The 13,730-nt window shown below is 70.8% G+C and carries 10 protein-coding genes; 2 read left to right on the top strand and 8 right to left on the bottom strand.

Going from position 1 to position 13,730, the window contains the following annotated elements:
- Nucleotides 1-31: 31 nt before the first annotated feature.
- Together AB0M95_RS23320 and AB0M95_RS23315 are read left to right on the top strand one after the other, a co-directional pair.
- On the top strand, nucleotides 32-1,864 hold the full coding sequence (locus AB0M95_RS23320) for an ABC transporter (protein WP_363768163.1): 1,833 nt from the start codon (nucleotides 32-34) through the stop codon (nucleotides 1,862-1,864).
- Complete coding sequence (locus AB0M95_RS23315; protein WP_363768160.1) at nucleotides 1,861-3,954, top strand: GTPase; 2,094 nt, start codon at nucleotides 1,861-1,863, stop codon at nucleotides 3,952-3,954. Before AB0M95_RS23320 ends, AB0M95_RS23315 begins: the two co-directional genes overlap by 4 nt.
- A 117-nt stretch (nucleotides 3,955-4,071) precedes the next feature.
- Here the strand turns inward: AB0M95_RS23315 and AB0M95_RS23310 are convergent, their stop codons facing one another.
- From AB0M95_RS23310 to AB0M95_RS23275, 8 genes are all read right to left on the bottom strand, one after another.
- Nucleotides 4,072-5,157 (bottom strand): SPFH domain-containing protein, encoded by a 1,086-nt coding sequence (locus tag AB0M95_RS23310; RefSeq protein ID WP_363768157.1) that lies wholly within the window; start codon nucleotides 5,155-5,157, stop codon nucleotides 4,072-4,074.
- Between the two features lie 3 nt (nucleotides 5,158-5,160).
- Complete coding sequence (locus AB0M95_RS23305) at nucleotides 5,161-5,592, bottom strand: NfeD family protein (RefSeq protein ID WP_363768154.1); 432 nt, start codon at nucleotides 5,590-5,592, stop codon at nucleotides 5,161-5,163.
- Nucleotides 5,593-5,660: 68 nt separating this feature from the next.
- A complete protein-coding gene (locus tag AB0M95_RS23300) occupies nucleotides 5,661-6,878 on the bottom strand; it encodes an Ig-like domain-containing protein (protein ID WP_363768151.1) in 1,218 nt (405 codons plus the stop codon).
- Nucleotides 6,879-7,220: 342 nt separating this feature from the next.
- On the bottom strand, nucleotides 7,221-8,423 hold the full coding sequence (fahA, locus tag AB0M95_RS23295) for a fumarylacetoacetase (protein ID WP_363768278.1): 1,203 nt from the start codon (nucleotides 8,421-8,423) through the stop codon (nucleotides 7,221-7,223).
- Between the two features lie 833 nt (nucleotides 8,424-9,256).
- On the bottom strand, nucleotides 9,257-10,432 hold the full coding sequence (locus AB0M95_RS23290; protein ID WP_363768148.1) for a homogentisate 1,2-dioxygenase domain-containing protein: 1,176 nt from the start codon (nucleotides 10,430-10,432) through the stop codon (nucleotides 9,257-9,259).
- 304 nt (nucleotides 10,433-10,736) lie between these two features.
- Nucleotides 10,737-11,309, bottom strand: a complete 573-nt coding sequence (locus tag AB0M95_RS23285; RefSeq protein ID WP_363768275.1) for a Uma2 family endonuclease — start codon at nucleotides 11,307-11,309, stop codon at nucleotides 10,737-10,739.
- 119 nt (nucleotides 11,310-11,428) lie between these two features.
- The gene (locus AB0M95_RS23280; protein ID WP_363768145.1) at nucleotides 11,429-12,325 is read right to left on the bottom strand and encodes an aminoglycoside phosphotransferase family protein; all 897 of its coding nucleotides are present in this window, start codon (nucleotides 12,323-12,325) and stop codon (nucleotides 11,429-11,431) included.
- The gene (locus tag AB0M95_RS23275; protein WP_363768142.1) at nucleotides 12,322-13,635 is read right to left on the bottom strand and encodes a hypothetical protein; all 1,314 of its coding nucleotides are present in this window, start codon (nucleotides 13,633-13,635) and stop codon (nucleotides 12,322-12,324) included. The genes AB0M95_RS23280 and AB0M95_RS23275 overlap by 4 nt, the downstream gene beginning before the upstream one ends.
- Nucleotides 13,636-13,730 lie beyond the last annotated feature (95 nt).

Genomic DNA, 13,730 nt, shown 5'->3' with positions numbered 1-13,730 from the left:
ACCTCGGCCCTCCTGGGGCATGACCGGTCGTATGGCAGGGAACGAGGGTCTGCTCGCGGCCCTGGGAGACCTGCGGCGTCGGCTCGATCACGACCTCTTCCCGCTGGAGATCGGGGACGTCGCCTCGCATCGCCATGCCCTGAAGGAGCTCAGGGGGCAACTCGACGACTACCTGCTCCCGCGCGTGGCCGCGATGGACGCGCCGCTGCTCGCCGTCGTCGGCGGGTCCACAGGGGCGGGCAAGTCCACGCTGGTCAACTCGCTGGCCTGCGCCGACGTCGCCGAGACGGGAGTGCTGCGCCCCACCACCCTCGCCCCGACCCTCGTGGCCAACCCGGCCGACGAGGCGTGGTTCGGCAGGCAGAACGTCCTTCCAGGGCTGGCGAGGACGACAGGGCGGGGGCGCGGTGAGCCGGGGACGCTCCGGGTGGTCACGGCGGACACGCTCCCCGCCGGGCTGGCCCTGCTCGACGCCCCCGACATCGACTCGGTCGTCACCGCCAACCGCGAGATCGCCGCGCAACTGCTCGCCGCCGCCGATCTGTGGCTGTTCGTCACCACCGCCGTCCGGTACGCCGACGAGGTGCCCTGGGGGTTCCTGCGCAGCGCCCGTGAGCGCAGCACGGCCCTCGCCGTCGTCCTCGACCGCGTCCCGCCCGAGGCCCTCGAACCGGTCACCGCCCACCTCACCCGCCTGCTCGACGAGAACGGCCTCCCGGGGACGCCGCTGTTCAGCGTGCCCGAAGTGGCGCTTCCCGAGGAGAATGCGCGCCTGCCGGAGCCCGCCGTCCGCGACGTGCGCGGCTGGCTCGCCGCCATCGCCGCCGACGCCCACGCACGTGACCAGGTCGTACGCCGGACGCTCGCCGGCGCGCTGGACAGCATCACGACCCGCGTCCCCGCCCTCGCCGACGCGGCCGAGCGCCAGCGGGCCGGAGTCGCCGATCTTCGCCGCACGATCGACGGCGCGTACGGGGCGGCCATGGCGACGTTCGACGACGGGGTCCGCGACGGGTCGCTGCTGCGCGGCGAGGTGCTGGCCCGCTGGCATGACTTCATCGGCACCGGCGACTTCATGCGCTCGCTGGAGTCGCGGATCGGCTGGCTGCGCGAACGCCTCGTATCCGCCTTCACCGGACGGCCCGCGCCCGAAACCCGGCTGCGCGTCGCCCTGGAGACGGGGCTGGAGGCGCTGATCCGCTCCGCCGCGGACGCCGCCGCCGAGCGTGCCCTGGATGGCTGGTCGGGCACGCCCGCAGGCCGTGACGTGCTCGAACGCGCGGGGGTGATCTCCGCGGGGCGCCTCGGCCGTGCCTCGTCCGGCCTTCCCGAGCGCGCCTCGTCGGCCCTGCGGGCGTGGCAGGGGTACGTGCTCGACCTCGTCGCCGAGGAGGGGACCGAGAAGCGGACGACCGCGCGGCTCGCCTCGTTCAGCGTCAACGTGGCGGGGTTGATGCTCATGCTCATGGTCTTCACCTCCACGGGCGGGATCACCGGCATCGAGGTGGGCATCGCGGGCGGCACCAGCCTGCTGAGCCAGAAGCTGCTGGAGGCGGTCTTCGGCGACCAGGCCGTTCGTACTCTGACGCAGGCGGCGCGGGAGGATCTGCGGGGCCGGGTGAGAGTGCTCCTGGACGAGGAGGCCGTCCGGTTCACCTCGCTGCTCGACGGAGTCGGCCCGCCCGAGGACGCCGCCGCCGCCCTCCGCAGGGCGGCCCAGGACGTCCACGCCCACCGCGACGCGATCGGCGTCCCCGCAGGGACGGGCGCCGGCGGGGGTCCGCCGGACGCGACCAGGTCGGCCCGATCTCTGGGCTCGGGCGCGCAGGTCGATTCCCCGGCTCAGGTGGACAGGTCACGATGAAGGTGCTTCGCCGGACCAAAGGCGTGTCGCTGGACGATCGGCTCGCCGCGCTGGCCGATGCCGCCGACCTCGCCGAAGGCCGGCTCGACGGGTCCGCGGTGGCCGGGGCCCATGCCGTGGTGGCGCGCGCCGGGGCACGCCGCAACCTGTCGGTCGACCACACCGTTGTGGCGCTCGCGGGAGCCACGGGCAGTGGGAAGTCGTCGCTGTTCAACACGCTCTCGGGCACGTCCCTGGCCCGGGTCGGCGTCACCCGTCCGACCACCTCGGCGGCGCACGCGGCGATGTGGGACCCGGAGGGCGCGGGGCCGCTCCTCGACTGGCTGGACATCCCCCGCCGCCACACGGTCGACGGGGCCGACACGTGGCACCCGCCCGTTCAGGACGACTCCGTATCGGCTGGTGGACCCTTCGAGCAGGGGCAGCGCGCCCCCGCCGAGCGGCCCGCTTCCGCCTCCCTCGGGCCCGGGGCCGATCGGGGGCGGCTCTCCTCGCTGCAGGCGGGGCAGGACAATGATCCGCTCTCGGGACTGATCCTGCTCGACCTGCCCGACCACGATTCGATCGAGCTGGCGCACCGTCTGGAGGTCGACCGGCTGGTCGCCGTCGTCGATCTTCTGGTGTGGGTGCTGGACCCGCAGAAGTACGCGGACGCGGCCGTTCACGAGCGGTACCTTCGCCCGCTGAGCCGCCACCGGGACGTGATGATGGTGGTCCTGAACCAGACGGACCGGCTCACGCCCTCGGCCGTGAAGCGGTGCCTTAACGACCTGCGGCGGCTGCTGGACGAGGACGGGCTGCGCGGGGTGCCGGTGCTGGCGACGTCGGTGCCGAGGGACGAGGGCATCGGGGAGGTGCGCTCGGCCCTGGCCGCACGCGTCGCGGACCGGCGCACGTGGGCCTCCCGGCTCGCCGCGGACGCCCTCCTGGCCGCAGACCTCCTCGCCACAGCCTCATCCGGTCCCGCCCCCCTTCCACCCGCACCGGCCGGTACCCACCCGCCGCCCGGGTCCCCCGCCGCCTCTCAGCCGCCCAGGTCCACTCCCTCGCCCGAGTCGGTGGCCGAGTTGGGCAGGCGGGCGCGGGCCGCCGAGCAGGCCGTCACAGGTGAGCTGGCCGCGCCTCTGACCGACGCGCTCGCCGAGGCGGCGGGTGTCCCGCTCGTCGTGGACGCCGTCGCCAAGGCGCACCGGCACCGCTCGATCGTGGCCACCGGCTGGCCGGTCACGCGCTGGCTCCGCCGCTTCCGCCCCGACCCGCTGCGCCGCCTGCGCGTGGGCATCCGACCCGGGGCCGGCCCCATGGTGTCCAGTTCCCACGGCATGCGGGGTTCGCCCCAGGACGCGCTGCGCCTTGGCGCCTCACCGGAGAGTCGCTCCCTGGACTCCTCCCGCTCGGACGATCTCGGCACCGCCAAGCCCGGTCCGGGACCCGGCGGCCTCTCGGCAGGTCCCTCCCCGGGGAAGGGCGGCGAGCAGCGCCGTGGCATCCCCGCAGGAGGCGTGCCTTTGGCCATTGGACGTACGTCGATCCCGCCCGCCACGGCCATCCAGCGGTCGCAGATGGACATGGCGATCAGGGACGTCGCGTCGGCGGCCGCGTCGGGGCTGCCCGAGCCCTGGACCATGGCCGTACGGCGGGCCTCACGCGCGCGGGCCGACGAACTCGCCGACAGGCTTGACCGGGCCGTTTCGCTGACATTCGTCGGCGCGGGCAGGCAGCCGCGCTGGTGGCGGGCCGCCGGATTCGCGCAGTGGCTGGTGTTCGCCGCGATGATCACAGGCTTGCTGTGGCTGAGCGGCCTCTTCCTCGTCGACTACATGCGGCTTCCCGAGGTGCCCACGCCCACGCTGGGTGTCGTCCCCTGGCCCACCGTCCTCCTGGCCGGCGGTGCCGCGGCCGGCATCCTGATCGCCCTGCTCTGCCGCGTCCTCGCGTCTCTCAGCGCCCGCCGCCGAGCCCGCAAGGCCCGCAAGGCCTTGTGGTCGAGTGTGGACATGGTCGGCCACGACCTCGTCCTCACCCCGATCCGCGCGGAACTGACCCGCGCCCACGACTTCGCAGCCGCCCTCACCAAAGCCCGATCCTGACCGTCCCGCAGCCATCGCCAGGAGCGCGGAGCACCCGTGCCCGCCGGGCCGGTTCCGGCTCGCTGTTCTCTCTGCCGCCCCCCTGGCGTGAATGTCTCCTCCCTCTGGCTGGGGGAGTCAGGGATTGGCGGGCCTGTTGGGGACCTCGTCAGGGGCGGGCTGTTCGTTGGCGGTCGGCAGTGGGTCGACCGCCGGGGTGCCGGAGGTCAGGGAGCGGGGGCCGGTGTCCTCGGCGTCGGCGATCGCGGCCTTGGCGGCCTCTTCGGCGTCGGCGGCCTCCGTCCTGGCGGCGGACCTGGTGTCGGGAACCTCTCGGGTGGCGGCGGACTTCGGGAGGGCTTCGGTGAAGGCCCGAGAGACGCCCTGGAGGGCGGAGGTCACCTCGCTCGGGATGACCCAGAAGGTGTTGCCCTGGCCCTGGGCGAGCTGCGGGAGCACCTGGAGGTACTGGTAGGCGAGGAGCTTGGGGTCGGGGTCGTTGCGGTGGACGGCCTGGAACACCTCGTCGATGGCCTGCGACTGGCCCTCGGCCTTCAGGATGGCGGAGGTGCGCTCGCCCTCGGCGCGCAGGATCGCGCTCTGCTTCTCGCCCTCGGCCGTGAGGATCTGCGACTGGCGAAGACCCTCGGCGGTGAGGATGGCGGCGCGCTTGTCACGTTCGGCGCGCATCTGCTTCTCCATCGCCTCCTTGATGGTCTTGGGAGGGTCGATGGCCTTGATCTCGACGCGGTTGACCCGGATGCCCCACTTGCCGGTGGCCTCGTCCAGCACGCCGCGCAGTTGACTGTTGATCGTGTCGCGGGAGGTCAGCGTCCTCTCCAGGTCCATGCCGCCGACGACGTTCCTCAGCGTGGTGACCGTGAGCTGCTCGACGCCCTGGATGAAGTTGGCGATCTCGTACGCGGCGGCGCGCGGGTCGGTGACCTGGAAGTACAGGACGGTGTCGATGTCGACGACCAGGTTGTCCTCGGTGATGACGGGCTGCGGCTTGAAGGAGACCACCTGCTCGCGCAGGTCGATCAGCGGGCGCACGCGGTCGACGTACGGGATGACGAAGTTCAGCCCGGGGCCGAGCGTGCGGTTGTAACGGCCGAGGCGCTCGACGTTGCCGGCCCGCGCCTGCGGGACGATTCGTACGCCGCGCAGGACCGTGAGCACCGCGAACAACACGATCACGATTCCGGCGATGAAAGCGGCGTCCATGCTTCACTCCCGGGGATAGACGAGGGCGGTAGCCCCTTCGATCTGGATGACGTCCACCGTCGCGCCCGCCGGGATCACCAGCGTCTCGTCATAGGCGCGGGCGGACCACTCTTCTCCGCCTATGCGCACGCGGCCGTTCCTGCCGGTGACCTCGCGCGTGACATAAGCAGACTTGCCGACCAGCGCCGACACGCCGAACCGCTGCGCGGGCGGCTGCGTCAGGTGGCGCCGGGCGACGGGACGCAGGAGGACGATGCTCGCCACCGAGGCGAGGATGAACGTCGCCAGCTGGACTCCGGCAGGCAGACCGATCGCCGCGACGGCGGCCGTGAGCAGGGCGGCCGCACCGAGCAGCCCGAGCGCCGCGGTGAGCGTGAAGATCTCTGCCACACCGAGCGCCGCCGCGAGCATCAACCAGAAGATCCACGAGTCCATCGCGTCGGCCCTCCTCTAATGAGGAACGCGTTTTAGGCGTCTGTGGTTCCTTAAAGGCCACCGTAGACCTATTTCGTGGACCATGGCAGGGCCAGAGCCGAGGGGTCGCTCAGCGCGCTTCCCTTGCGCCATTCGTCCCAGGACAACTGCCAGAAACCCCACCCGTTCCACCATTCCAGCCTCCTGTCGGTGCCGGTGACGATCACAGGATCGCCGCGCAGGGAACTGTCGTAGAACCACGCCGCCTGGTCGGGCCGGGCGTTGACGCAGCCGTGGCTGACGTTGACCTTCCCCTGGGCCCACACGTTGTCGAGGGCGTGGACGTACTCGCCGCTGTTGGAGATGCGGACCGCGTGGTCGATCATGAGGTCGTAGTAGCCCGGCTCGCCCTTCTTCCTGCCGGGGGACACCATGCGCACCGGGTCGCCCTTGTCCATGGTCAGGTGGACGCCGCTCGTCGTGGTGTACTCGCGGGTCGAGCCCTTGCCCGCGCTGATGGCCATCCGCTGGACCAGCCTGCCGTCCCGGTGGACCAGCATCTGGTGGGTCAGGGTGTTCACGATGCTGGTCTGGCGGCGCCCGACGGAGAAGGACAGGATGTGGTCGGCCGTGCCGAACGTGTGCGGGGCGGCGCGGACGCCGGCGAGGTGCGCGGTGACGACGACCCGCCGCCGCGCGGGCCAGAGCGTTCGCGGCCGGTAGGCCACCTGGTCGTCCGCCACCCAGCGCCACGCGCCATCCAGCCGGGAACCCAGGGAACTCAGGGGACGCAGGGAGCCCAGGGAACGCAGGGAGCCCAGGCGGACTTCCAGAGTGCGCTCGACCGCGGCGCGGTCCCGGACGGGGCCGGTGAAGGTGAGGATGATGGGCATGCCGACGCCGACCGTCTCGCCGGGGCTCGGGATCGTCTGGCGGATGCCGAAGGCGTGCGGCGCCGCGCGCGTGCGGAACCGGGCGACCACGCGGGACGGCGGGTCACCGTGCCGGACCGGGCTCGCCGACGCCGACACGACGTACTCGGTGCCCGGCGTCAACGTCCACGTCGAGCGCCACGCGCGGCGCGCGCGGTCGAACCGGCCCGGAACCCTGGCCCCGCCGGCGGAGACGTCAACGCTGGTCAGCGTGCCCTTCGTGACCATGACGCGTACATGGCGGTCGGGCCGGGCGCGGGGCGAGCCGGGCGCGGGGGTGACCGTGATGGCGGCGGCAGGCGGACGCGCCGAAGGTCGAGGAGCGGCGATCACCTGCGAGCCGCCGGTGACGAACATGAGAAGGATCACGGGCATGATCAGGGGGTGCCGCATCGTCCCGCCCTTCGTCCATCGATGATCAGATGCACGAACAGCGTATCGCTGCGTGGTGGGCTCGTTGCGCCAAGTAGTCATCCCTGTGGATAACCACGCGCAGGACGGCCACCTCTGTGGATAACGCGAAGGACCGGCCCGGCTTCAACCCGTGACAACCCGCTCGGCCTCGTACGGGGTGAGGTTCCAGGGGCGCCGCCGGGGAGGGGGCGTCTCCTCCGTACGCCGGAGCGGGTTGTCGGCTTCTCCTCGATGTTGTGGTTCGCCAGGGCGAGGAGCAGCGGTCACGCGGGGTTGTGTCGGAGTGCGGTCACACAGGGTGTGTCAGGGGCGGGTGGGGAGGATCGTGCCTGTCACCTCGCCCAGGGCGATGGACGTGCCGGTCGGCCCGGGGGCCGTGGCGGTGATCGTCACCGTGTCGCCGTCCTCCAGGAATGTACGGACCCGGCCGTCCGCCAGCTTGATCGGCTCGCCACCGTTCCAGGTGATCTCGATGAGCGACCCCCGCTGGCCGGGCTCGGCCCCGGACACCGTCCCGCTGGCGAACAGGTCGCCCGTGCGCAGCGAGGCGCCATTGACGGTCATGTGGGCGAGCATCTGGTCCGGCGTCCAGTACATCTCCCGGTACGGAGGCGCGGAGATCGGTTCCCCGTTCAGCTCGACCCGCATCGTGATGTCCAGCCCCCACGGCTCCCGTCTGCCCAGGTACGGGAGCGGCTCGGGGTCCTGCGTCCGCCCGGCCACCCGCGCGTGCCCGAGCGCCTCCAGCGGCGTGATCCACGGGGAGATCGACGTGGCGAACGACTTGCCGAGGAACGGCCCGAGCGGGACGTACTCCCAGGACTGGATGTCGCGGGCGCTCCAGTCGTTGACGAGCGTCACCCCGAAGACGTGGTCGGCGAAGTCCCCGGCGGCCTCGCCGAGACGGGTCGGCGTTCCGACGACGAAGCCCAGTTCCGCCTCGATGTCCAGCTTGGCCGACGGCCCGAGCACGGGCGGCCGTCCGGGAGCGGGGACGCGCTGCCCGCGCGGCCGGGTGATCGGCGTGCCCGAGACGACCACCGTGCCTGACCTGCCGTGATACCCCACGGGCAGGTGTCGCCAGTTGGGCGGCAGCGGCTCGCCGTCCGGGCGGAACATGCGGCCGAGGTTGGTGGCGTGCTCCAGCGAGCAGTAGAAGTCGACGTAGTCGCCGACCTCGATCGGCCGGTGCAGCCGCACCTCGGCCAGAGGGATCAGATGGGGCTCGACGGCCGCGCGGTTCGCCGCCGCCTCCTCGGCCTGGGCCGACAGCAGGCGCTGGACGCGGCGCCGGGTGTCGCTCCAGGCCGTGCGGCCCCGCGCCAGGAACCCGTTGAGGCTCGGCGCCGCGAACACCTCGTCGTGCAGCACGGGCGCGAGGTCGAGGACGTGGTCGCCGATGCGCACCCCCGCCCGCGCCGGCTCGCCGGGCCTGGAGAACACGCCGTAGGGCAGGTTCTCCGGCCCGTACGGGGAGGCGTCCGCTCCGGGCACCCAACTGGTCATCGGCGTCCCCACTTCCACGGCCTCGCGTACGGAGGCCACAACGGGCCCGGCGGTGGACGGGCCGATCAGGCCGAGCCCCTGAAGATCCTCGATCGGTGTGGTGGTGTTGCACGAACCGTACGAGACCAGCAGGCCGCGCGCCCGCAGCACGGTCTCGGGGGGCACGGCGTGGGCGAGATCGGCGAGTTCGTGCCGGTCCATGAGCTCCAGCACGGGCACCGGATCCCGGCCCTCGACGGCCGCGCACACCGCCAGCAGCAGGTTGAGGAAGCCGTGACGGTACACGCCGAGGCTCGGGTCCGCGTGCCGTACGGCGTGGTGCAGCCCGGCGGTGGCCTTGAACGGCGTGCCCCGCAGGGCGCAGGTACGGATGAACAGGCCGAGGTCGTGCACGGACGGGAACAGGTCCGCCGTCACCCCTCCGCAGCGGACCTTCGCCCCCACACCAGGCGGAAGATGGGCGAACTCCCCGGCCGGGACCTCGACGAACAGCCGGGCCTTCGGCGCCGCCATCCGAACCTGCACGGCAAGGGCGGAGACGTCCGCGCCCGGCGGGAGGGCGCCCTCGACGATCTCGATCTCGATGCCCGTCAGCCCGGTCAGCGCCGAAAGGTCCGGGGTGGCCGAGCGTTCGAGGATGATCCCGGCCCGGAGCGGTCGGGTCAGCAGCGCGCCCAACTCGTCCAGGCGGTCGGCCGCGCACAGGAAGCGGTGCGTGAGCACGGGGCTCGCGGCGTCCTCGTCGACGTAGTGCCGGGCCAGAGCGTCCGACATCGGCAGCCGCGTCGGCGGGAACAGCCCCGCGTCGTCAACGAGGTCGGTGAACAGCGGGTTCATCGGGCCCACGTCCAGGCGTAGCCGGGGTCCTCACAGGCGAGCGCGGAATCGCCCAGGTCGAGCGGGCGGAAGGTGTCGACCATGACGGCGAGCTCGCTGGTGACCGTCACCCCCTGGCGCACGGCCTCGACGGCCGCCTCGACCGCCCCTGGCTGCGGCCCGTGCGTGAAGCCCGCCGGGTGCAGCGAGATGGAGCCGACGTCGATGCCGGACCCCTTGCGGGCGGTGTAGTCCCCGCCCGCGTAGAACATGAACTCGTCGGAGTCCACATTGTGGTGGTTGTACGGGATCGGCACCGCCTCGGGGTGGAAGTCGAGCGGCCGGGGGCAGAATGAGCAGATCACGAAGCCCGGCCCCTCGAAGGTCTGATGGACGGGCGGCGGCGCGTGCGTCCGCTTCACGATCGGCTCGAAGTCGGCGATGTTGAAGGCGTACGGGTACAGGTAGCCGTCCCAGCCGACCACGTCGAACGGGTGGTGGGCGTAGGTGAGGCGGGTGAGGCCGCCCCGCGTCCTGACCAGGACGGGGGTCTCGCCGTCCTCGACGATCAGCGGTTCGCCGGGCGCCCGCAGGTCGCGCTCGGAGTACGGCGCGTGCTCCAGGAACTGGCCGTACTGCGACAGGTAGCGCTTGGGCGGGCGGATGTGCCCGGCGGCCTCGATGGCGAGCGCCTTCACGACCGTGCCGTCGAGCGGCACCCAGCGGTGGATCGTGCCCGTCGGGATGACGACGTAGTCGCCCTCACCTGCCTCGATCACCCCGTACGTGGACTCGAACCGCACCCGGCCGCTCGCGATGTAGACGCATTCGTCGCCCTTGGAGTCGCGGTACAGCTCGCTCGGCCGGTCGGCGGCGGCGTACGACATGCGGACGTCCCCGTTGCCCGCGAGCACCCGGCGGCCGGTGACGAGGTCGCCGCCCTCGGGCAGGTTCTGGGTGCGGAAGTGGCGCGGGGACAGCGGGAGGTTCGGGGACAGCGCGGCGCCCGAGCCCTCGGTGACGGCCTCGGCCTTGACGATCGCGGTCGGCAGGTGGCGGTGGTAGAGCAGCGAGGAATCGGAGGAGAAGCCTTCCTCGCCCATCAACTCCTCGGCGTACAGCCCGCCGTCGGGCCGCCTGAACTGCACATGCCGTTTACGCGGCACCTCGCCGACCGTGCGGTAGTACGGCATCGGACCCTCCATCGTGTACGCATATCGGACAACACTGTCCTCTATACGTACGACGATCCGCCGTCACGGCCTCCGTGTCAACTTCACCCCCGTCATGGCGCGGTGATTTCCCCAGAAAGGACGCCGACCACAGGCAGGCGATGGCAAGGAACCCCGCGTGACCGGAAGGGGTTTCATGGGGACACTCCCCGCTCCCCGGGGTCGCATAGCCCTCGGGTGGAGGGCGTGTCGTCGATCGGGAGAGCGTGATCGTCGGCTGGGCCGTCGTGACGCGACGGCGTCCTCGCGTCAGGAGATCTCGTGCCTAGAGATCGTCGATCCTCGTGAGGTCGATCTCGATGTCGAAGGGCGCGGACAGGTGAAGCCGGTCCTGGTAGGTGCCGGAGAGGACGTAGTTTCTCGTCGCCGGGTCGAGTTCGTAGACGTTCACTGTGGGGCGCGCTTCGGCATTCTCGACCAGCCAGAAGTGCGGGATGCCGGCCTCCGCGTACAGAGAGGGCTTGCGCTTGCGCTCCTCCGACTCAGGGGAGACGACCTCGACCGCCAGCACCACATCCGCGGCCTGGTAGGCAGTGGTGTCGAGGCCGCGGAGAGCCCCTGCCCGCAACACGCTGATGTCCGGTTCCGGTCGCTGTCGCGGTCCCAGGACCACGCTCATCTCGCGCCGCACGCGCAGATTCTCCGGGGCCGTACGGCGCAAGCCGTCCTCCAGCAGATACAACATCAGAGTGTGGAAGTCTTTCCGGGGGCTCGCGAGCACCAAGCTTCCATCGATCAACTCTGTGTGCGGAGGCAAATCCGGAAGGTGATCGAGGTCTTCGGCCTGGAAACCTTCAGGTGGAGGAATCAACCAGTCGGGTAGATCCGAGTTTGTCATCATCTCGCTCCGGACCTGGACTTTCGTGCCATCAACGGTAGCAAGCGAGCCCTGCCGCCGTCTGAAGGTCGCCCGGGCTGACACACGCCACGCGAACGTCCCAGGTGCCCATCGCGCTTCTAGGGAACGGGACGCCAGTCGGTCCATGGACGCGAGCCGCGCCAGCCGCGGAGCGACGCCAATCGCCGGTCGGCCTCGTCGCGCCGTGTGGGGTTCTCCGCGGCCACTTGGGCCGCCATGCAGGTCATACGGAACTCTCGGATGTCCCGCAAGATCTCGAACCCCTCCCAGGCGGTGACGTCGTAACCGTAGACGCCGACGAAGTCTCTGTAGTCCTCGACCGGAATGCCTCCCAGCGTGAACGCCTTCACGGCCGTGGAGACCAGGTCCCACTCCGGAGGGCCGACCGAGCTTCGTTCCAGATCCAGCAGCACGACCTCGCCGCCGTCGGTGGACACCACGTTGCCGACCCAGGCGTCTCCGTGGACGACACACAGGGAACGGCCTGGTGGCAGGTCGGCGTACCGCTCCATCAGGTGCTTCAGGTGAGCGCGCATCCACGCACGATCGTCCTCCAAAAGCGTGCGGGCGCGATCGATCCGGTCGGTGAGCCGTACGAACGGGTCCAGAGGTGTGATATCGATGTCGGACGGGATCGCCAGGTCGTGCAGTCGTCGCAGTGCTGTTGCCACCTGCACCGCCGTACCGTGCCGGTGCGGCGGCAGTTCCCGCCAAAAAGTCACCGCTCTGCCGCCGACGTCGACAGGTTGGACGACGTCCGGCAGCACTTGCACGGCGGGCACGCCGGACGCTTCCAGCCATCGGGCGATGCTCACCTCACGAGCGGCGGCCGACACCTGGCCTGGCCGGCTCACCCGGGCGATCACGCCTCCGGGCAGCCTGTAGATCGTGTTCTCGCCTTGGCGGACCAACGTGGCACCGGTCGCATCCAGGCCGGCCTCTGCGCAGGCTTCCCGAAGCATCGCACGGGCCGTCTCCTCCGAAGTGCCCGTCATGCCCGCACGGCTTCCTCGATGCGGCGGCGGAGTTTTGCCACGGAATCGCGACGCTGGTAAGGGGTGGCCGTGCGATAAAGCTCGCGCAGATCGTCGGCGGCACGCCGGGACCGGACTATGCCGGCGTCGTGTACGGCGCGTTCTCCGATGGAGGCGGCCTCATCAGGGTCGCCGGTCGACATGGTGAGAGTTGCGAGCTTGATACCGCTGATCGCTCGGGACCGAACGTAGACAGGGGTGTGACCGTGCACCGCCGCCGCGAGCCGGCGGGACGCCTCGTCGAAAGATCCCCCGTGGATGGCGATGTCGAACAGTGCATGCCCCGTGTCACCGGAATGCTGGGCCGCGTCGTAGTAGCGCATCCAGGGAGCTTCCTCCTCTGGCCTGACACATGTGAACTCCTCGTCCGCCAAGCCCACGGTGTTGACGGTCTCTTGTGAACGTCCGAGCTTGGCCAACGCCCGGGCACGCGCGGACAGCAGCATGGCACGTTCCGCTGGTGTCAGCCGATCAGAGCGAACCATAGCGAGTTCCACCAAGGTCATTCCCTTGTCGGGGTCGCCGCACCAGATGGCCTGGCGAGCCATGCTGGACAACACCTTGGCCCGCAGGTGCCAGTCACCGGCCTGTTCGGCACATGCCAGGGCGAGCCGGAACATACGCCTCGCGTCGTTGTGAGCATAGGCGTCGAACGCCATGAAACCCGCGGCGTGGCCGAGGACTCCCACCGCCGCGTAGAGGTCGTCGTGGAGTTGCGGTGGGCAACGGGCCTTATCGAGCAGGGCGACCGACTGGCGTAGTTGCGCGTTGACGGCCTCCCTGACCAGGCTTCCGCCATAGGTGTGATCCCAGGTGGAGAACAGGCCCGCGATGGTACGGATCTCTTGAATGTCCGCGGGACTCACCACAGCGGGCACTGTGGACGGTTCAGTGGGGATTAGCAAGTCGGCAAGGGGAACCGACAAAGCCGTGCCGAGGGCCGTACGGAGGAAGTCTTTCCGGTCCACGTCGGTAACGGTAGTCGCTCCCCGAGCATGACGACGAGGGCGGCGGAAGCCCAGATCGCGGTCGGCGCCGGCGCCGAGCAGGTCGCGTAACGCCGCTCGGTAATCGGCGTTCGGCCAGCTCACCAGGCCTCGTTCCAGCTTGCCGATGTAGTTCGCCGTCAGGCACGCGACACGTCCCAGATGCTCATGTATCCAGGCGTTGACCAGGTCGGCCAGCTCCTGGCGGGACATGGGCTCACCGGGCTCATGGGGCGATTCGCGCTGTTCACGTGCCTCGCGAAGCTGGTGATTGGGCTGAGGCATGGCGGCTCTCCTCTCGGCGCTGCACGCCGTCATGGTCGCACAGAGTGGTCGCCGAGGAGTTCCGAATCTGCCCCCAATCTGCCCTCTGACTGCCC

The organism is Sphaerisporangium sp. NPDC051017 (assembly GCF_040683095.1).
Taxonomy (GTDB): domain Bacteria; phylum Actinomycetota; class Actinomycetes; order Streptosporangiales; family Streptosporangiaceae; genus Sphaerisporangium.
This window is presented reverse-complemented; position numbering and strand designations above follow the sequence as displayed.